This is a genomic window from Vibrio sp. Of7-15, assembly GCF_022347565.1.
Taxonomy (GTDB): domain Bacteria; phylum Pseudomonadota; class Gammaproteobacteria; order Enterobacterales; family Vibrionaceae; genus NORP241.
The window spans coordinates 1-19,936 of sequence record NZ_JAKRGH010000030.1 but is presented as its reverse complement, the minus strand read 5'-3'; the positions used below and the strand labels follow the sequence as shown (position 1 = coordinate 19,936).

The window sequence follows — 19,936 nt, the reverse complement described above, 5'->3', positions numbered from 1 at the left end:
AAGCTATAGAGAGTCAGTGAAAGTACGTGCGATTACGTCTTTTTGCTGCTCTGTTGTTAGAGAGTTAAAACGTACTGCGTAACCAGAAACACGGATTGTCAGCTGAGGGTATTTCTCAGGGTTTTTAACAGCGTCTTCTAGAGTTTCACGGTTAAGAACATTCACGTTTAAGTGCTGGCCACCTTCAATGCCTGATTCATGGTGGAAGTAACCATCCATAAGACCAGCTAGGTTCGCTTTTTGAGAGTCGTCAGTTTTACCTAGTGCGTTTGGTACGATAGAGAAAGTATAAGAAATACCATCTTTCGCATGTGCAAACGGCAGTTTACCTACAGACGTCAGTGATGCTACCGCACCTTTTTCGTCACGACCGTGCATTGGGTTAGCACCTGGAGCAAATGGAGCACCAGCACGACGGCCATCAGGTGTGTTACCTGTTTTCTTACCGTATACAACGTTAGATGTAATAGTAAGAATAGACTGTGTAGGGATTGCATCACGGTAAGTCTTAAGCTTACGGATCTTGTTCATGAAGCTTTCAACAAGCTCACAAGCAATGTCATCTACGCGAGAATCGTTGTTACCAAATTTAGGGTAGTCGCCTTCGATTTCGAAGTCAGTTGCGATGCCGTCTTCGTCACGAACAGGTTTCACTGTTGCGTATTTAATGGCAGACAGTGAGTCAGCGGCAACAGATAGACCAGCAATACCACACGCCATGGTACGACGAACGTCACGATCGTGCAGAGCCATTAGAGAGGCTTCGTAGCTGTATTTATCGTGCATGTAATGAATTGAGTTCAATGCAGTCACGTACTGTGTTGCTAACCAATCCATGAAGCTGTCTAAGCGAGTCATTACATCGTCGTAGTTTAGAACTTCATCGGTAATTGCATCAGACTTAGGACCCACTTGGATCTTCAGTTTCTCATCGACACCACCGTTGATTGCGTAAAGCATTGTTTTCGCAAGGTTGGCACGAGCACCGAAGAACTGCATGTGTTTACCAATGATCATTGGAGATACACAACATGCGATAGCGTAATCATCAGACTCGAAGTCTGGGCGCATTAGATCATCATTTTCGTACTGGATAGAAGAGGTATCGATAGATACTTTCGCACAGAAACGTTTGAAGCCATCAGGTAGCTGCTCAGACCAAAGTACAGTAATGTTTGGCTCTGGAGAAGGGCCCATAGTGTACAAGCTGTTTAGGAAACGGAAGTTTGTACGTGTAACCAGTGTACGACCGTCAAGACCCATACCACCCATAGATTCTGTTGCCCAGATTGGGTCACCAGAGAATAGCTCATCGTACTCAGGCGTACGTAAGAAACGAACCATGCGCAGCTTCATTACGAAGTGGTCAATCATTTCTTGAGCTTGAGTTTCAGTGATAGTACCAGCAGCGATGTCACGCTCGATGTAGATATCTAGGAACGTAGAAGTACGGCCTAGAGACATTGCAGCACCGTTTTGAGATTTAACCGCTGCTAGGTAGCCGAAGTAAGTCCACTGAATCGCTTCTTGCGCGGTGTTCGCTGGGCCTGAAATGTCGAAACCGTATTTCGCAGCCATTTGTTTGATTTGGCCTAGAGCACGGTGTTGCTCTGCAATTTCTTCACGAAGTTGCATTGTCATTTGTAGATCTTCACCGTTCTCGAAACGCTCTTGAAGAGAAGCAAACTGAGCCAGTTTGTCCTTCATTAGGAAGTCGATACCGTAAAGAGCAACACGACGGTAGTCACCGATAATACGACCACGGCCGTACGCATCAGGAAGGCCAGTTAGAACACCAGACTTACGACATTTTAGAATATCAGGTGTGTAGATATCGAAAACACCAGCATTGTGTGTTTTACGGTACTCAGAGTAAATCTTAGATACTTGAGGATCTAGCTCGCGGTCATACGCTTTACAAGAACCTTCAACCATACGAATACCACCGTTAGGGATAATCGCACGTTTAAGAGGAGCTTCAGTTTGAAGACCAACGATCGTTTCTAGATCTTTGTTGATGTAGCCTGCATCGTGAGAAGTAATAGTAGAGATAACTGAAGTATCGAAGTCAACAGGAGCATGAGTGCTGTTTTCCTGCTTGATGCCTTCCATAACTTGGTCCCACAGCTTAGCTGTAGCTGGCGTCGCTTCAGATTCAAGGAAAGACTCATCACCTTCATATGGTGCGTAGTTCTTTTGGATGAAGTCACGAACGTTTACTTCGTTCTGCCATTCGCCGTTAGCGAAACCTTTCCAAGCGTTAGCAAATTGCTCTGCCATGATATACCTACCTTTTAATAAAGTTATTCAGTAGAAAAATTAAATACTTACATTTTTTCGGCGTGAGAAACTACTTTTTCAATTCCGCACGACGGTGAATAAACCAATAAGTCATACCTACTAATAATCCGCCACCAATGATGTTACCGATAGTCACAGGGATAAGATTATTGAAAATAAAGTGGCTCATTGTTAAATCTGCAAAATCTGCTGGGTTGGCGCCAGTAAGAGCCCAAAACTCAGGGCCTGCAAAAGTATGAATTGCAATACCCATTGGGATCATAAACATGTTGGCGATGCTATGCTCAAAACCGCTGGCCACAAACATAGAAACAGGCAGCAACATAACTAAAATTTTGTCTGATACGCTGCGGCAAGAAAATGTCATCCAAGTAGCTAGGCAAACCATTAAGTTACATAACATGCCTAATACAACCGCTTGAGCAAAGGTATGATGAAGTTTGTGCTGAGCAATTTTCATTGCATTAATGCCCCAAGCGCCATTAGCTGCTAAGTGCTGTTGGGCAATCCATATAAGAGCGACAAAAAAGAACGCGCCAGCCATGTTGCCAAAATAAACGGTCACCCAATTTCTGAGTAGCTGAGTCCAAGTAATGCGGCCGCTTGCTTTTGCTACGGTGGTTAAAACAGAAGAGGTAAAAAGTTCACCGCCTAATACAACCACTAGAATAAGGCCAAGACTAAAAGCTAACCCGCCGATAAATTTAGCCATACCATAAGGCATGTCACCGGCACCCGTTGTAACAGTAGTATAAAAAACGAAAGCAATTGAAATGAAGATACCCGCAGTAATGGCAAGGAAGAACGATTGTAATGGGTTCTTAGTTGCTTTATAGACACCTACCTCTTCGGCTTTACGGGCCATTTCAGGTGGCATGAGCGAGTCAAATGCATTCAGTTCAGTTTTCACTTCAATACTCTATTCACGTTGAAAATCTCTTGGTAGCGATAATACCAAAGGAGTAACGCTGCAGACTTGATATAGATCATCTTATGAAAATTAATGACGAGTTGTGATCGTTTTTGCAAAGTGTAGTTAAGTTAAGATGTTGATTAATAAGGTTATAAAATATTTGAGAAATTAAAATAATTTTTAGATTGTAATTTTATTACATATTAATCTAAGTGTTATTAACTCTTAACTGCTTGAAATGTATGAACTTTAATTTTTTGTTGATTTAAAAGAAGAGGAATGAAAGGTTAGGTTTCATTTTTAGGCGTTATTAATAGAAAACATAGAGGGAATAAAACCTGACAAAGAATGGGTTTTAGCCGCTATCCTTGCCAAGTTGTTGTTTGTATTTAGAGTGAAATACCTTGCTTCTGAGTAGTGACTGGCTTTAATGCCAACACTTGTAGTAGACGCTCAGGGTTTTGAGACCAAGCGACCGGGTTTGCTTGAGGGTTGTGCTCATTAAACCAGCCAGTAAAGCGTTCGGTATTGTATTGATAAAAGTTCATTGTATTAAATAGAGGAACTGTGACTTGTTCTTCCGCAATAAGGGCATTGAGTTCTTTAATTAAAGATTTTTGCTCTTTAAGTTCACGTGTTAGTAAGTACTTTTTAAGTAATTTATCCACTTCTTTGTTTTTGTAATAATGCATGCCATAGCGTGGGGATAGTTCTGTCTGGTGTTCGGTATTAAATGTCGCCTCGAAATACCTAAATGGTGTTGCACCATGAGGGAAGTTTGTTATGGCAAGTTGATAGTCTTTGGTTGCCATGCGTTTGTAGTACTCACGATAAGGCAATTCTTGCACATCAATGCGAATCCCACGATGAAACAGCATCTCTGCCGTTAAATACGCACAAGCAGTAAAATCATTCCAGCCTCTAGGTACAATGAGTGTCAATTGAGCGGGATCACCGTTTGGAAAGTTTCGTAGTTTGTCGCCAGTTCTATCTAGTAGCCCTAGCTGGCGTAGGTAGTCATCACTGGCATTAGGCTGATAGTTAATAAAGTATTCGTATTGTTGGGTGGTCATTGGATCTGCCCAAGTATTGAATTTATTACTCATACCAGAAGCGTGTGTGATGGGTTGCCCTTGACCATAAGCGGCAATATTAATGAGCAGTGCTCTTTGCATGGCCATTGAAATAGCACGTCTAAATTTGACTTGTGCAAACAGATCTCGCCATTGTTCATTCTCAGTTTCAAAATTAAAGACTAAGCTAACGGTGCTTGCTGGAGTTAACCAATAGCGAAAATTTGGTGCAATAGCCGCATAATGTCGCTCAATATTGGGAATAAAAAAGCTACTCCAATCAAATTCACTTTTACCGACTCGCGAAAGAAAATCATTGTTACTAACGACTTTGGGTAAACGAAGGCAATCAATGTCCAGATCTTCTTTATTCCAGTAGTAAGGGTTTTGACATTGGATCAGTTCATTGTTTGAAAAGGACTCAATGGTGGTAAAGGGACCGCTACCCACAGGGTTCGGATTAGCAAAGCTTACCGGATCACTCACTTTGCTCCAGATATGCTCGGGCACAATAGATAAAGTAACCAGTACACGAGCGATTTGAGAGTTGGCTTTATGCAACTCAATGTAAATACGATGTGGGTCAATAGGGGTGACATCTTTAATATGATCGCTGATCAATAAGTAATCAAGTTCTGGGTGTTTTTTTATTAACTTAAATGTGAATGCGATATCTGAGGAAGTGAATAACTTTCCATCTGACCATTTTATATTTTTTCTTAAAAAGAAAGTAACCCCCTTGAGATCATCGTCCAGTTCGTAACCTGTGGCTAGGCGATATTCTGGTTTATTGTCTTTCATTGAGTTGAAAATAATCAGTGGTTCAAAAATAAATTCATGGGTTGTTGGTAAAGAATTTCCCACAAACGGATTGAATCGGCGCGTAAAATCTTCACGGATCTCAGGTACAACAGTAAGGGTGGTCTGTGCGTAGGCTGTTAGAGTGAACATCATTAGACAAATGCCCTGTAAAAGAGCAAAAAACAGTCTAGGCATAAATTAATATCTCAGAGCAATTGATAGTCAAGTTTATAAAAAATATGAATACCGTACAATATGTACTTTGTGGTTGCAAATCAGCATAAAAACGCGATAATGGATTTTTATGCAAATAATTCGACTATATATAGCCTCTCATTTTAGTTAATAAAATGTTGCAGAGCGAAACTTCAGGTGTTATTTTTCACTGGAGTTTTACAAAATAACAATTATTTTTGATGTTATTCAGTTCATCAGTATAACAGGAGTGAAGGCGCATGAAGGATGCCATAGCGCTGGAAGTTAAGGAACTGCATAAGCACTTTGGTCAAAATGAAGTGCTGAAGGGGATTTCGCTAACTGCCAATAAAGGTGATGTAATATCAATCATCGGTTCTTCCGGTTCCGGTAAGAGCACCTTTTTACGCTGTATAAACCTACTTGAAACCCCAACTGGGGGAGAAATTTGGGTTAACGGTGAATTAATCGAAATGAAAAATGGCCGTATGGGCGATCCTGTTCCTGCTAATGAGAAGCAAGTTCAACGTATTCGTTCTCGTCTTGCTATGGTTTTTCAAGGGTTTAACTTATGGTCACACATGACGGTGCTGGAAAATGTGATAGAAGCTCCAGTTCACGTACTTGGTGTGCCAAAATCTGAGGCCATTGAGAAAGCAGAGCAGATTCTACAAAAAGTAGGTCTGTATGAGCGTCGAGACTATTACCCAGGCCATTTATCTGGTGGTCAGCAGCAGCGTGCAGCCATTGCACGAGCGCTTGCGGTCGATCCAGAAGTAATGTTGTTTGATGAACCTACCTCAGCACTTGACCCTGAATTGGTCGGCGAAGTTCTTGGTGTTATGCAAGGTTTGGCCGAAGAGGGACGCACCATGTTAGTCGTGACGCATGAGATGGCATTTGCACGTGATGTCTCAAATCATGTGATGTTCTTACACCAAGGATTAGTGGAAGAACAAGGACACCCTTCTAAACTATTTACAAACCCTGATTCAGAGCGTTTACAGCAGTTTATTTCGTCTATTTATTAAAACACAGAGCTGGATTCTGACTTGCATTGGGGTGCAAGCAGATGACGATGCTTTACACAACATGCACATAGGAGTAAGGAAATGAAAAAGTGGGTATTAGCAACGGCATTGGTTGCTTCAACACTAGCAGGTGCAGCACAAGCAAAGGATTGGAAAGTCGTTCGTTTTGGTATTGAAGGGGCGTATCCTCCGTTCAGTTGGACTGAACCAAGTGGTGAGCTAAAAGGCTTTGATGTCGATATGGCAAATGCTTTGTGTAAAGAGATGCAGGCTAAATGTAAGATCGTAGCGCAAGATTGGGATGGCATTATTCCGTCGTTGCTTGCTCGTAAATACGACGCCATTATTGCGGCAATGTCGATTACTGAAGAGCGTAAAAAGAAAGTAGATTTCACAGGTAAGTATGCGCTTATTCCAAATAAGTTTGTTGCGAAGAAAGGCACAGACTTAAACTTCACAAAAGAAGGTCTAAAAGGCGTTAAAGTTGGTGTTCAACGTGCAACCACGCATGATAAATACCTAACGGATAACTATGGTAGCTCAGTAGATATTGTTCGTTACGGTTCATTTGATGAGGCTTATTTAGATCTACGAGCGGGCCGTATTGCGACCGTATTGGGTGATGCGTCAGCTCTTGAAGAAGGGTTATTGAACAAGCCTGGTGGTAAAGCGTATGAATTTATTGGTCCTTCATTAACGAATCCGAAATGGTTCGGTGATGGCTTTGGTATTGCGGTTCGTAAACAAGATAAAGATTTAACGAAGCAGTTAAACGAAGCAATTCAATCTCTACGTGAGAAAGGTGTTTACCAGAAGATTGCTAGTAAATACTTCGCGTACGACGTTTACGGTCAATAATCACCAGCGGAGGGGCGGTATGTAAGTGCCGCCCTCAGTAGTATGTTGGATTTAAAAGGATATGAAGCCTCGATTTTAAAAGGGGCGGTGATCACCATTGAAGTAGCCCTACTGTCATTGGTGCTTGCCATGGTTTTGGGCATGCTTGGTGCTTTGGCCAAATTAGCGCCTTATCGCTGGGCAAGAGCCATTGCAACATTTTATACCACTGTTATTCGAGGCATTCCTGATCTCGTTCTTATGATGTTGATCTTCTATGGCGGCCAAATGATGTTGAATAATGGTCTCTATGCAATCAACGAATGGATTAACGAGTGGATGACATCCAGTAACCCAGAACATGAGTGGGTTTCTTATCTGCCTGATTATGTGGATGTGAGCCCATTTATTGCTGGGGTACTGACGATTGGGTTTATCTTCGGAGCTTATATGGCTGAAACGTTCCGTGGGGCCATTATGGCGGTTGATCGCGGAGAGTTGGAAGCGGCTAAAGCTTACGGAATGAGCAGTACATTGGCTTTCCGCCGTATTTTGTTGCCTCAAATGATCCGCCATGCATTACCGGGGTTTGGTAATAATTGGTTAGTACTTTTAAAGACTACGGCATTAGTGTCCATCATTGGTTTAGAAGACATGGTTCGAGTTGGGGCAATGGCGGCAGGCACAACTAAAATGCCATTTACGTTTTACATGGCTGTAGCCATCATGTTCTTGATATTTACGGCTCTTTCAACTGGTGCACTTAAATTAGTTGAACGTAAATTCAGTATTCATACGAGGTAGATATGGACTTTTCATTAATTATTGAGAGCTTCCCGATTTACCTTGATGGCTTATGGACGACAACATGGTTGGTGATTAGCGCATTGATTATTGGTTTGATCGTGGCTATTCCTATGGCGATTGCTCGTAATAGTCAAAACCTTTTGATGTGGACTCCGGCTTGGGCGTTTATTTATTTTTTCCGTGGTACACCTTTATTAGTTCAGCTGTACTTGATCTATTACGGGATGGATCAGTTCCTTGAGATCCAAGGCACGCTATGGGAGCACGCATGGTTTTGTGCACTGGTAGCGTTTGTATTGAATACAAGTGCTTACACATCTGAAATTATTCGTGGTGCTATAAATGGTTTGCCAAAAGGGGAAGTAGAAGCTGCAAAAGCGTATGGCATGAGTCCTTTCCAGACTTACCGTCGAATTGTGCTGCCAAGTGCTTTACGTCGTGCTTTACCTGCTTACAGTAATGAAGTTATTTTCATGTTACATGGCTCTGCGGTTGCAGGTATTGTGACCATTATGGATCTAACAGGCGCTGCACGTTTAGTAAATTCTCGTTACTATGCGCCGTTTGAATCCTTCTTAACAGCTGGCTTATTCTACATGGCACTGACGTTTATTATTATTTATGCGTTTAAAAAAGCGGAAGGTCGATTCTTACGTTATTTAAGGCCATTAAGCTAACTTTATACTGTTGGTTAACTAATCGTCATTTTTATAAATAAAAGAGCGTACCGATAAAGTACGCTCTTTTTTGTTTATTTGTTTATTTGTTTATTTGTTTATGAGCAATAGATAGTCGATAGGGGCACTATTACTTTGAAAATGTTGACCAGATAGGCGCATGATCCGATGGTTTTTCAATGCCACGCAGTTCGTAATCAATCCCCGCGTCCTGACATTTCGCTGCTAACGAAGGCGTTGCCAAAACCACATCAATACGAAGCCCACGGTTATCGACAAAGCCCTTAGAGCGATAGTCAAACCATGAGAATTGATCGGTGACATCAGGGTGAAGTTGGCGGAATGTATCAACAAAACCCCAATCCATAAGGGTTTTTAGCCATTCACGCTCTTCTGGTTGGAATGAACACTTACCCGTTTTTAGCCAACGTTTTGCGTTTGGCTCACCAATACCGATATCGGCATCGATTGGGCTAATGTTTATGTCACCCATCACAATCACATCTTCTTCGTTTGTGTGATGGTCGTTTAGGTAGGTCATTAAGTCTTTGTAGAATTGACGCTTATATGGGTATTTCGTTTCGTGTTTAATGTTATCGCCTTGAGGGAAATAACCATTAAGTACTGTTACTTTACGGCCATCTTCTTGCTCAAACGTTGCCATGATCATACGGCGTTGCGCGTCTTCATCGTCGGTTGGAAAGCCTTTTTGTACGGATACAGGCTCTTGTTTACACAACATAGCGACACCGTAATGCGCTTTTTGGCCGTGGTGGTACACTTTGTAACCCATGGCCTCTACGTCTTCCAGTGGGAAGGCTTCATCATGCACTTTAATTTCTTGAAGGCCTATTACATCCGGCTGGTGTTTTTCAATCAAAGCTTGAAGTTGGTGTAATCTTGCGCGAAGACCGTTGATATTAAAAGAGATGACTTTCATTGTTTGTTGAGCCTATGTGTTTGGGTGGGCTAATTCTAATATTCGCTATCGTAAAGCATGAGGGGATGAATGCAAGTCTTGGACTATCGTGAGTTATGGATTTATTTTTCACGTTGGTAGCACTAAGTGTGAGAGTGTATGAGCAAGGCCAGATAAATCTAATACGTGATCGGCAACACCAGTATTAACGGCCGATTGAGGCATTTCAGGGTACTCAGCGGTACTTGGATCTTGAACTAATACGGTGCCGCCATATTTTTTTATGGTGACTAAACCTTGGCTTCCATCTCTGTTTGCTCCTGTGAGCAAAACCCCAATAAGGCATGACCGGTATACCTCCGCAGCCGATTCAAACATAACATCAATGGAAGGGCGGCTGAATAAAACGTGTGGATCAATAGAAAGGCTGATGGTGCCATCGCTTTCTATAAGCATGTGATAGCCCGGAGGTGCGCAATAAATGGTGCTATTTTGGATTTGCGTGCCATGAAATACCACTTGGCTATTAAGTGCCACATGGCTGTTGAGGTAATGGGGTAAAAAGTCATCACTGTTGGGGGAGACATGCTGAACAATAAAAATAGGTAGAGGGAAAGAAGCAGGGAGGTGCTGAATAAGCGTTTTAAGTGCTGATAATCCGCCAGCAGAAGCACCAATAACCACAGCTTTATAAGAATGTATTGGTGGTTTTTTTTTCATATCACACTAGGGAGCTTTTTCTGGAAGATACGTAAACTCTGATAGGTGTTATCAAAATCAGATTGAACCGATGTGCCGTTTAACGTTTCTTTGTCTCCTAATACGAGCCAACCGCGATGAATTAAACTGTCTTTAAATTTTAATAGGCTGCGGTTTTGCAGCTTTTGATTGAAATAGATCAGTACATTACGGCACATAACAAGGTGAACTTCAGCAAATTCAGGGTCTTGGGTTAAGTTATGGTAAGCAAACGTAATATGCTCTTTTAAATAATCTTGTAGTTTGATGGAGCCATAAGCCATTGTAAAGTAGTCACTAATGTCACGTGTGCCACCTGCTTTTAAGTAGTTTTCACCAAATAGGGTAATTTTACTGGCATCGTAAATAGCACTTTTAGAATTTTGAATGGCAGTATCTGAAATGTCTGTCGCGTACAGGTGAGAGCGATTGAGCAGCCCCTCCTCCAGTAACATGATCGCCATAGAGTAAATTTCTTCCCCACTGGCGCACCCAACATGCCAGATATTAATTCTTGGGTAGGTTCTCAGCACAGGCAGGACTTTTTTACGAATCGTTAGGAAAACGTTGGGGTCTCTGAACATTTCAGAAACGCGAATGGTCAGGCTATCTAACAATTGGTGAATACACTGAGGTTCATGAATGACTTTTGGAATTAGCTCCGAAATATATTGTAATTTAGCTTGTTCAACGTGCCGTTTAACCCCTCGTTTTAATGAAGCTCTGGCGTAGTTGGTGAAATCTAAATTATGGTGGGTAAGTAAGGTGGAAAGTAATAGCTCTAGCTCGTGGTTTTCAATATCAACACTGTCCATATGCTAACCCTGCGTCGGTTTGTATAACCAAACTTTTAACATTGAAAGCAGTCTGTCCATATTGACTGGTTTCGCTAAATATTCAGAGGCTCCCGCTTTAACACAGGCTATCCTGTCTTCGGGCATGGCCTTGGCAGTTAGAGCAATAATCGGAGTGGATTCATACCCCGATAACTTTCTGATCCTCCGAGTGGCTTCAAAACCATCCATTTCAGGCATCATGATATCCATTAGAATTAGTTCAAAATCTCGGTTTTCTGTTGCCATTTTGACTGCTTGTTGGCCGTTGTCTGCTACCTCAACGAGCATACCTTCTTGCTCTAGCTGGCTGGAAAGGGCATAAACATTTCTTATATCATCATCCACTAATAAAACTTTTCTATCTTCTAAAGAAGAGTGATCGTGTGAGATAGTTTGCTGCTCTTTTTTACTGACACTGTGTACAAATAGAGTGATGTCATCCATTAATCGCTCTGGAGATTCTGCACCCTTGATAATAATGTCACATGCATAACTATGTAGCTTGGCTTGTTGATCTTCTTCTAGCTCTTTACCCGTGTAAATGATAACGGGCAGGCGTGAGTTTTTGGGCAATACTTGAATCCTATCTAATACATCGATACCGCTCATGTCAGGTAAGCCTAGATCTAAAATTAGGCAGTCAAAATCGTGATCACTGGTTAGCTTATCGCAGGCTTCTTTTCCGCTGGAGGCGTATTGTATGTCAGTACTGTCGTTTGTTAATAAGACATCCAGAGCGATTCGCTCTCCAGAATCGTCCTCAACCACAAGGATTTTTTTCATGGGGGTGGTTTTACTGGCGTATAAGCTCAGTAGAGACTTTTTAACATCGTCTTCGGATACTGGTTTCATTGAAAAGCCGTAAGCACCGTGACTTAAGCTGTCTGACTTACAATCAGCGCCTGATATGACGTGTACCGGAATTCTTCTGGTTGAACTGTTTGCTTTAATTTGCTCAATGACTTCAAAACCATCGATATCAGGTAGGCCAATATCGAGCAGTACGGCTCGAGGATGATGTTCTAAAGTTTGGTATAGGGCTTCTCGGCCTGTGTTTGCTCTTAAACAAGAAAAACCGTTTTCTTTTACTATTCGTTCTAGCTCATCGGCAAAAATTTTGTCGTCTTCCACAATCAGTATGTGGTTTCGGTAATCGCTTTTATTCGTAGGTGCTTTGGGCGGGGTATATGCATCTGCATTTAATATCTCGTCGGCATCTTGCAGTTCTTGTATCCCAGATTTTTCGCCTGCTTCAGGTACATCATATATTTCAGGCTCCTCATAGTTTGCTGGCTCAGCGTTATAGTTTGGACTGATTAAGCCATTTGGGTGGGATGACAGTCTAGATGTAGGGAGATACAAGCTAAATATACTTCCCTGATTAATCTGGCTAGTGACCTGAATTTCCCCGCCCAGTAAATGAGCCAGTTCACGAGAAATCGTTAGGCCTAGGCCGGTTCCGCCGTATTTTCTGCTGATGGAGCCATCTTGTTGTTGGAAGGCTTCAAAAATCAAATCAAGTTTATCTTCGCTGATCCCCATGCCTGTGTCTGAAATCGAAATCCCAATCATGTTACTTGGGTTACAGACAGAAGAAGTAAACGTAGTGGTGTTGGCTGGCTGGTGGATTTGAATGTCGATGGTGCCAGACTCGGTAAACTTGAAAGCATTGGAGAGGAAGTTACGCAGAATTTGCTCAACGCGGTGGCTGTCGGTTGTAATTGTTGTGTCGATTGTTTGTGGTATCTGGGTCGTAAACTGAATTCTTTTATCTATGGCTTGTGCTTCAAAAATGGCATAGACACTGTGGCAAATGTCTTTTAGATCCACGTTGATCATCTCAATTTCGAGTTTTCCTGCTTCTACTTTTGAAAGATCGAGAATGTCGTTGATCATTTCCAATAAGCTGGATCCGCCATCGTGGATCACTTTGGCTGATTTGATTTGTTTATCGGTTAAATTGCCTTCTTTGTTGTCTGATAGCGATTTAGAGAGAATAAGTAAGCTATTTAATGGCGTTCTGAGTTCATGTGACATGTTGGCCAAAAATTCAGATTTATATTTGCTCGATAGAGCCAGTGCCTGACTCTTTTTCTCTAACTCTGCGCGGGATTGTTCTAATTGTTCATTTTGTTTTTTGATTTCAAGTTGTCTTTCTTCCAGAGCGGTATTGGATTGTTCTAACGTTTCTTTCTGTTCTTCTAGTTGGGCTTGAGACTGCTGTAATGCTTGAGTTTGGGATTGAAGCTCTTCATTCGAAGCTTTGAGCTCTTCTTGTTGGGTTTGAAGTTCTTCACTTTGCTTTTTTGATTCGTCGAGCAGTTTTTCGATGTTCTCTTTACTGAGTGAGTTATTAATAATAACCCCTAGGCCATCGCTGATTTGTTGAAGTAGCTCTAGTTGAATTTCTTCAAAAGCGGTGAAAGAGGCAAGTTCAATCACACCGAGGACCTGATTTTCAAACACAATCGGCATAGCGATAATATTTAAAGGGGATTTTTCACCAAGCCCAGAGCTGATTTTTATATAATCCTCAGGGACCTGAGTAAGGTGTATGGCTTTTTTCTCTAATGCTGCTTGGCCAATGAGACCTTGACCGAGAACAAAGTGGTTCGATAAGTTTTTGCGCTCCTGATAGGCGTAGCTTGCCAATAATGAAAAGTGTTGTGAACCTGACTGGTCGTGATTGGACATATAAAAAGTCCCATGGCCAATGGTGAATATGTCGGCCAGTTCAGAAATCACGGTTTGCGTCAGTTGCAGCATATTTTGCCCTGAGGACGAGACTTTCAACACTCTGGCCACTTGGCTTTTAAACCAGTTTTGTAGCTCCATTTCTTTAGTGCGTTCTATGAGTGCTTTTTCATTGTTTTTTTGGGCTGAAATATCTCTAACTACACCAGTAAAATAGGTTCGATCAAAAACTGTCATTTCTCCTACGGACAATTGCACGGGAAAAGTGGTGCCGTCTTGCCGACGTCCGCTCACTTCTCTACCAATACCAATGATTTTTTTAATACCTGTGTTTTTGTAATTTTCAAGGTAGGAATCATGCTCTTCTGTATAAGGAGAGGGCATCAGTATTTTTATATTTTTTCCAATTACTTGTTCTTTTTTATAGCCAAATAGCCGCTCTGATGCTGGATTAAAGTCTTCAATAATGCCTTTGTCGGTAATAATAATAATGCCATCAACGGCGGTTTCGATAACGCCTCGACTGCGTATTTCACTCTCTTTGAGTTTTAATTCGCTGGCTTTGATTTGGGTGATGTCTCTTACGATGCCAGTAAAGAAGCGTTGATTGCCGAGGGTAATTTCATCAACAGATAAGGCGATGGGAAAACAGCTGCCATCACGCCTTTTTCCCTCTACTTCACGGCCAATCCCGATGATTTTCTTGATGCCTGAGTTTCGATAGTTTTCGAGGTAAGTGTCATGCTCTTCATGAAAGGGAGAAGGCATCAGTACTTTAATATTTTTCCCCACCACCTCACTTTCTTTGTAACCAAATAGGCGTTCAGCAGCAGGGTTGAACGATTCAATTAAGCCGTGTTCTGTAATTAATATGATGCCATCTTGGGCATTGTTGATAATGGCTCGGCCTTTTTCTTCACTTTGCTCTAGCAGTTTTTTGGCTTGTCGTTCAGCACTGATGTCGCGCACTATGCCCGTAAAGAGTCGGCAATTTCCTAACAGGATCTCACCAATCGACAGTGAAATGGGGAATACGGATCCATCTTTCTTTTTCCCTTCGACTTCCCGGCCTTTACCGATGATTTTTTTGATGCCAGAGACTCGATAATTGGCAAGGTAGCCATCATGTTCTTCACGGTAGGGGCTTGGCATTAATACGTTGATATTATTGCCTATAAGCTCTTCTTTTGCGTACTGAAAGAGTTTTTCTGCTGCTGGGTTTAGGTTTTCAATCAGGCCTTTTTCACTGATGATGATGATACCATCGACGGCGGTATCAATAATGGCTCGGGTGCGCGCTTCAGTGTCTGCAATTAATTGGGTTCTGGCTATGCCCTGTTTCATCATATTAGAAAGCGCAATGCCGAGCTCATCGGAGTCTGTTTTTGGTTCGATTAATTGGCTCTCGTCACCGGCAGCAAAGTTCCTTGCTTTTTCAGCCATGTCACGGAAGTTATCCCGCATGAGGTTAAACTCTTTGGTGAGGTTACTGATTTCACTTCCGCCCGTGAGAACCAATTCAGTGGTTAGGTCTCCGCTAGAAAACCGTTTGGTGGCTAAAGCGACGGAATTCAGGCCAGAAACGATGTTACGAACTAAAATGAAGCCTGCGATGGCGGCAATGATAATTCCTGATACGTACGTAGTTAACGACAGCAGGGTTGCTTGTTTTCGGTCTTGTTCTGCTTGTTGTTCTTGTTTAAAAGCTTCTGTTTCTATACGAATTAAGAAGGTATCTAAATCCGTATTGAGCTGTGCTGATCTTTCTTGTATGAGTTGTTGTTTGTCACTGATAAGCGCCAACTGGTTTTTAAGTATTTCATCAATTGCGGTGTTCAGCGCGATTTTAAATTGCTCATGTTTGCTGTTGGTGGCTTTTAAGCTGATGAGATAAGTCGAAAATTTATTCATGGCTTCAGGAGATAGCCAAGAGGTGAGTAACTGTTGGAGTAACGTTTCTGCTTTCACAAATTCGCCGCTGATCTGTTTGGAAAGCAGGGCTAGATTATAGGCTGTGTTTTCATTTAAGTGGCGAAATAGCGCTTGAATATTAGTTTGTTGGGATAGCTGCTTATGTTTAATGGTCGTGATGTTGTTAATGGTTGGAAGGTAGGCGTGATTCAATATTTTTAGGCTCAGAAGTTCATCCACTTCGCTGAGTTCAAGAGCGTCTTTTTCTAATTGAACCAGAAGTAGATATAAGCCTGAACCGACTTCTTTGGCGGTTTGGCTTAAGGACCTTTCTAGTCTAGGTAATGATTTGAGTTGGCTTGTGGTGATCACTTCGATCAGTTCATTACTCAGTTGGCCAAGTTGTAGATATTGATTTTCTAATGCATCAAGTTGGGCTTTATGTTGAGAAAAAATATGGGTTAACTTGCGATTATGACTTTGGTGTTCTGCGATTAGGGTTTTTATTTCGCTAAATTGTGCATGTGTTCTTTCATCGAGAGTGCCAAAGGCTTGTTGTTCTGTTGTGTTGAATGAGCGAAAGTAGCGCTCTAAATGGATGGTTTGCTCGTTGTGCAGTGCTTTTATGTTTGAGATTTTTTCAGCAAGCGGTAGGTCGAATTGGGTTAACTTTTCTAAAACTTGCCCCATGTGCTGTAGTTTCGAACTTGAATATAAACCTGAACCAAGCATGAGTAACATAATCAATACGATGAACAGCCAGATCTTGGTTTTTATCGTCAAGTTCATAAGTTTTCCGCCTTGAGTTTATTCTTATGTAGCAACCCAATTATTTGAGTCTAGTTGTCTTTAGCGATTAGTCTAAAGTGAGCGTAGGGCTTTCTGTGCTCTGTTGTTATATGATCTTGTTCGAATATCTTGAGCATCTTGAGCAAATTTTCAGGCTTTAACCATTCATCGAGGCTCTTATACTGTTTCCATTAACGTATAAATACAGAGCGGAGAATCGGTATGGGTAAGTTAGTTGAGGGTGTTTGGCATGATGTGTGGTACGACACAAAAAGCAGTAACGGAAAGTTTATTCGTGAAGATGCGGGGTTTCGGAACTGGGTAGCAAATAAGCCTGATGCGATGTTTAAACCAGAGTCTGGGCGTTATCATCTCTATGTCTCATTAGCTTGTCCTTGGGCACATCGAACATTGATCTTTAGGCAATTGAAAGATCTTGTTGATCATATTGATGTCACCGTGGTTAGCCCAGATATGCATGATAAAGGGTGGCAGTTTGATACTCCGGAGCCGCTCTTTCAGTTTGACTTTATGCATCAAATTTATACGAAAGCGAAATCGGACTACACAGGGCGAGTTACTGTGCCTGTGTTATGGGATAAGAAAACCAATACCATTGTCAGTAATGAATCTTCTGAAATTATTCGTATGTTTAACTCTGAGTTTAATGAGTTAACGGGAAACACCACCGATTTTTACCCAGAAACACTGCACTCTCAGATTGATGAATGGAATGATTTTGTTTACCCAAATATCAATAACGGTGTATATCGTTGTGGCTTTGCGACGACTCAGGAAGCTTATGAAGAAGCGTTCACGTCTTTATTCTCGGCATTAGATAAGTTAGACGATCATTTAGGCAGAAGTCGGTATTTGGTTTCGGATACAGTAACCGAAGCCGATTGGCGTTTATTCACGACGTTAATTCGCTTTGATGCAGTGTATGTTGGGCACTTTAAGTGTAACCAAAAGCGGATCCAAGATTATTCTAATATTCAAGGCTATTTAAAAGAGTTGTACCAATACCCTAAAGTGAAAGAAACAGTGGATATGTACCACATTAAGCGACACTACTATAATAGCCACACCAGTATTAACCCGACTCAGATTGTTCCTGCTGGGCCAATACTGGATTTCGATTCTCCGCACTATCGAGACGATATTTCACGCTAGCTTATTGCTGGGCGGGCAAAGAGCTCGCCCTGGCGATGTTTATGCAAGGGGCTCGATATTCCCAGCTCTTGATACTTCTTAGCCAATTCATCACACCAGATTTTTAGGGGCAGAGGCAGAGCGACTAAAGTAATGGCTGAAAAACTGGTTAGAATCAGGTTTTTATCCATATTCTGAAGCTTAAGGCTTGCTTCCAGCCGACCTAAATGTGCTTCGCTACAAGCTGGATGGGCCTCAAGCACTTTGTTGTAATGCATTAGCGCTTCCGTTGGTTGGTGAGAAAGTGCATTTTTGGCCTCTTTTAGTGCTTTGATGAGCTGTAAGTGCCGTTTAAAAAGCAGGCTTTGTTTTAGTTTCTGTAATTGATTTTTTAAGGTGACAGTGAGGGTGTTATTGTTCTTCATGGATTGATAAATCACCATACTTAAGTTGGATTCCGCCAACTCCATGATTGGGGTAAGTGCGTAGATTTGAACAACCAACGATAAGTTGTTTAGCTCTGTTAAGTGTGGTGTTAGAGCAAGGTAGATGTGTTGTTTTGCTCTATGTGGGCTATTGTGCAGCAGCTCATTGCGAGCCAAGGCTATGTTGGCTAATGCATAAAATGATGAATAATGGCGTTTTGGTAGGCGCAACTTAACTTTTTGAAAAAAAAGGTTAATTTCTTTGTAGTTATTCTGTTGTGCTTTAAGCTGTTTTTTCTGTTGATAGACAGATTCACATAATACGACATAATCTGTCAGTTGAACTAACCAGTTCGATTCTTGAAAATGAAGATGCGCTGCGAGCATGTCGCCAGTCTTATTAAAAATATCGTATTCTTTTTCTTTTACGGCTAACCGAGCTAGAAGCATGATTCTTTCTGTATTGTTTGGGGTCAGTTTGCTGGCTTGCTCTGCGTAAATAAGTGCTTCCGAAAACTCATGTTGTTTGATTTTTATTTGGCATAACAAATCGATTGCTGCTAGAAACAACGGTTGGTGTTTTAGTAACGTTTTTAACCGACGCTCTGCGTCCTGTAAACTCTCTTGCTGAATGTCTAAATGCGCTTTTGCGACTTCCAGTAAAGGCACATCCTTCACTTCCCCAACTAGGTTAATGACATGCTCTAACTGTGGCCAGTCTTTCTGTGCGATCAGCATATCCAGTAGCAGGGTGTGTAAGCTGCGATTTTGAGTATTCAGGGGTTTTAGTTGTGTAAGGCCATAATGAATAGCGGCTTGTGGGCCTTGCTGTTGAGCAATGCTCATAAATGGATAACGGACTGCTGTTTCTGAGCAGGCACGTTGTAATTGCTCAGACAAAGACGTTAAGTTAACGGGTTTGCAAATAAAAGCATCAGGTTTTGCCTCCATCGAAGAAAGAATGACTTCGTGACTGCTATCACCAGAAATAATGACGCAAGTGGTGTTAATACTAATGAGATTATTGGTGCGTAAATTGGCCAGTAATTCACTGCCTGTATTTTCGCCATTTAAGTGATAGTCCATGATCACTAAATCGTAATGTTTGAGTTGGCAGTAGCGGGTCGCTTCTTGCTCAGTACTCGCCAGATCAACATTGTAGATATGTAGATTTTGAAGCAATGATTTGAGCATATAAGACGCCGAACGTTGATCTTCAATGATTAACGCATGAACTTCAGAGTGTGCTGAATTATTCATTACAAACTGTAAGTTTTGCTCAGATAGGTAAGTCATGATTGCATCCATTGCGATCTCCTTCTCTGCTAAAGCAATATTGCAATTTGCAATACAGATCCATTATGAAGGTTAGAGCTGCAAGTGAAATGCCAGGAGGTTAGGAGGCATTGAGACTGGTGCTGTCTTTAGCTTTGGATGAGTGGTAACAAAAAAGCCAGCCCTTTTCAGGACTGGCTTGAATGATGGTGGAGGGGGACGGATTCGAACCATCGAAGGCAGTGCCGGCAGATTTACAGTCTGCTCCCTTTGGCCACTCGGGAACCCCTCCACAGGGTTCGTTTTGCAATTTGCAATCTGATTGCCTATCTAGAAATTGTTTCTAAACAGTAAATAATGGTGGAGGGGGACGGATTCGAACCATCGAAGGCAGTGCCGGCAGATTTACAGTCTGCTCCCTTTGGCCACTCGGGAACCCCTCCACGGGGTATTTCTATATTAATATTAGTCGCCTAGGCCAAATTCACTGATTGAGCAACTAAATTGTAATAATGGTGGAGGGGGACGGATTCGAACCATCGAAGGCAGTGCCGGCAGATTT

The 19,936-nt window shown here is 41.8% G+C and carries 13 protein-coding genes and 2 tRNA genes; 5 read left to right on the top strand and 10 right to left on the bottom strand.

Going from position 1 to position 19,936, the window contains the following annotated elements; all coding sequences use genetic code 11:
* Positions 1 to 3: 3 nt before the first annotated feature.
* From pflB to MHO82_RS21935, 3 genes are all read right to left on the bottom strand, one after another.
* Positions 4 to 2,280 carry a formate C-acetyltransferase gene (pflB, locus tag MHO82_RS21945; protein WP_239187901.1) on the bottom strand — a complete coding sequence of 759 codons (2,277 nt, stop codon included), beginning with the start codon at positions 2,278 to 2,280 and terminating at the stop codon, positions 4 to 6.
* A 70-nt stretch (positions 2,281 to 2,350) separates the two neighbouring features.
* A complete protein-coding gene (gene focA / locus MHO82_RS21940; RefSeq protein WP_343299979.1) occupies positions 2,351 to 3,211 on the bottom strand; it encodes a formate transporter FocA in 861 nt (286 codons plus the stop codon).
* A 392-nt stretch (positions 3,212 to 3,603) separates the two neighbouring features.
* The gene (locus MHO82_RS21935; RefSeq protein ID WP_239187898.1) at positions 3,604 to 5,241 is read right to left on the bottom strand and encodes an ABC transporter substrate-binding protein; all 1,638 of its coding nucleotides are present in this window, start codon (positions 5,239 to 5,241) and stop codon (positions 3,604 to 3,606) included.
* 302 nt (positions 5,242 to 5,543) lie between these two features.
* On the opposite strand from MHO82_RS21935, the gene MHO82_RS21930 reads away from it, so the two are divergent.
* The 4 genes from MHO82_RS21930 to MHO82_RS21915 all read left to right on the top strand — a co-directional run bounded on the left by MHO82_RS21930 (position 5,544) and on the right by MHO82_RS21915 (position 8,635).
* Positions 5,544 to 6,314: an ABC transporter ATP-binding protein gene (locus MHO82_RS21930; protein WP_239187896.1), complete on the top strand. Its 771-nt coding sequence runs from the start codon at positions 5,544 to 5,546 to the stop codon at positions 6,312 to 6,314.
* Positions 6,315 to 6,395: 81 nt separating this feature from the next.
* Positions 6,396 to 7,172 carry an ABC transporter substrate-binding protein gene (locus tag MHO82_RS21925; RefSeq protein ID WP_239187894.1) on the top strand — a complete coding sequence of 259 codons (777 nt, stop codon included), beginning with the start codon at positions 6,396 to 6,398 and terminating at the stop codon, positions 7,170 to 7,172.
* 42 nt (positions 7,173 to 7,214) lie between these two features.
* Complete coding sequence (locus tag MHO82_RS21920; protein ID WP_239187892.1) at positions 7,215 to 7,955, top strand: ABC transporter permease; 741 nt, start codon at positions 7,215 to 7,217, stop codon at positions 7,953 to 7,955.
* 2 nt (positions 7,956 to 7,957) lie between these two features.
* Positions 7,958 to 8,635: an ABC transporter permease gene (locus tag MHO82_RS21915; protein WP_239187890.1), complete on the top strand. Its 678-nt coding sequence runs from the start codon at positions 7,958 to 7,960 to the stop codon at positions 8,633 to 8,635.
* 130 nt (positions 8,636 to 8,765) lie between these two features.
* On the opposite strand, the gene xthA is transcribed toward MHO82_RS21915, so the two are convergent.
* The 4 genes from xthA to MHO82_RS21895 all read right to left on the bottom strand — a co-directional run bounded on the left by xthA (position 8,766) and on the right by MHO82_RS21895 (position 16,522).
* Complete coding sequence (gene xthA, locus MHO82_RS21910) at positions 8,766 to 9,575, bottom strand: exodeoxyribonuclease III (protein ID WP_239187888.1); 810 nt, start codon at positions 9,573 to 9,575, stop codon at positions 8,766 to 8,768.
* Between the two features lie 108 nt (positions 9,576 to 9,683).
* Complete coding sequence (locus MHO82_RS21905; protein WP_239187886.1) at positions 9,684 to 10,274, bottom strand: chemotaxis protein CheB; 591 nt, start codon at positions 10,272 to 10,274, stop codon at positions 9,684 to 9,686.
* On the bottom strand, positions 10,271 to 11,107 hold the full coding sequence (locus MHO82_RS21900; RefSeq protein WP_239187884.1) for a CheR family methyltransferase: 837 nt from the start codon (positions 11,105 to 11,107) through the stop codon (positions 10,271 to 10,273). The genes MHO82_RS21905 and MHO82_RS21900 overlap by 4 nt, the downstream gene beginning before the upstream one ends.
* Positions 11,108 to 11,110: 3 nt before the next feature.
* Positions 11,111 to 16,522, bottom strand: coding sequence for a PAS domain S-box protein (locus tag MHO82_RS21895; protein WP_239187882.1), 5,412 nt, complete (start codon positions 16,520 to 16,522; stop codon positions 11,111 to 11,113).
* Positions 16,523 to 16,744: 222 nt separating this feature from the next.
* Between MHO82_RS21895 and MHO82_RS21890 the strand changes: the two genes are divergently transcribed.
* Complete coding sequence (locus MHO82_RS21890; protein WP_239187880.1) at positions 16,745 to 17,695, top strand: glutathione S-transferase family protein; 951 nt, start codon at positions 16,745 to 16,747, stop codon at positions 17,693 to 17,695.
* On the opposite strand, the gene MHO82_RS21885 is transcribed toward MHO82_RS21890, so the two are convergent.
* The 3 genes from MHO82_RS21885 to MHO82_RS21875 form a co-directional block, all read right to left on the bottom strand.
* Positions 17,692 to 19,407 carry a response regulator gene (locus MHO82_RS21885; protein ID WP_239187878.1) on the bottom strand — a complete coding sequence of 572 codons (1,716 nt, stop codon included), beginning with the start codon at positions 19,405 to 19,407 and terminating at the stop codon, positions 17,692 to 17,694. The genes MHO82_RS21890 and MHO82_RS21885 overlap by 4 nt on opposite strands.
* A 174-nt stretch (positions 19,408 to 19,581) precedes the next feature.
* Positions 19,582 to 19,666, bottom strand: a tRNA-Tyr gene (locus MHO82_RS21880).
* 66 nt (positions 19,667 to 19,732) lie between these two features.
* Positions 19,733 to 19,817: transfer RNA gene (locus MHO82_RS21875), tRNA-Tyr, on the bottom strand.
* Positions 19,818 to 19,936 lie beyond the last annotated feature (119 nt).

What these genes read in the sequence shown, in the direction of transcription:
- pflB (WP_239187901.1), bottom strand. Translation starts at nt 2,280, where the DNA reads ATGGCAGAGCAATTTGCTAACGCTTGGAAAGGTTTCGCTAACGGCGAA.
- MHO82_RS21935 (WP_239187898.1), bottom strand. Translation starts at nt 5,241, where the DNA reads ATGATGTTCACTCTAACAGCCTACGCACAGACCACCCTTACTGTTGTA.
- MHO82_RS21930 (WP_239187896.1), top strand. Translation starts at nt 5,544, where the DNA reads ATGAAGGATGCCATAGCGCTGGAAGTTAAGGAACTGCATAAGCACTTT.
- MHO82_RS21925 (WP_239187894.1), top strand. Translation starts at nt 6,396, where the DNA reads ATGAAAAAGTGGGTATTAGCAACGGCATTGGTTGCTTCAACACTAGCA.
- MHO82_RS21920 (WP_239187892.1), top strand. Translation starts at nt 7,215, where the DNA reads ATGTTGGATTTAAAAGGATATGAAGCCTCGATTTTAAAAGGGGCGGTG.
- MHO82_RS21915 (WP_239187890.1), top strand. Translation starts at nt 7,958, where the DNA reads ATGGACTTTTCATTAATTATTGAGAGCTTCCCGATTTACCTTGATGGC.
- xthA (WP_239187888.1), bottom strand. Translation starts at nt 9,575, where the DNA reads ATGAAAGTCATCTCTTTTAATATCAACGGTCTTCGCGCAAGATTACAC.
- MHO82_RS21905 (WP_239187886.1), bottom strand. Translation starts at nt 10,274, where the DNA reads ATGAAAAAAAAACCACCAATACATTCTTATAAAGCTGTGGTTATTGGT.
- MHO82_RS21900 (WP_239187884.1), bottom strand. Translation starts at nt 11,107, where the DNA reads ATGGACAGTGTTGATATTGAAAACCACGAGCTAGAGCTATTACTTTCC.
- MHO82_RS21895 (WP_239187882.1), bottom strand. Translation starts at nt 16,522, where the DNA reads ATGAACTTGACGATAAAAACCAAGATCTGGCTGTTCATCGTATTGATT.
- MHO82_RS21890 (WP_239187880.1), top strand. Translation starts at nt 16,745, where the DNA reads ATGGGTAAGTTAGTTGAGGGTGTTTGGCATGATGTGTGGTACGACACA.
- MHO82_RS21885 (WP_239187878.1), bottom strand. Translation starts at nt 19,407, where the DNA reads ATGGATGCAATCATGACTTACCTATCTGAGCAAAACTTACAGTTTGTA.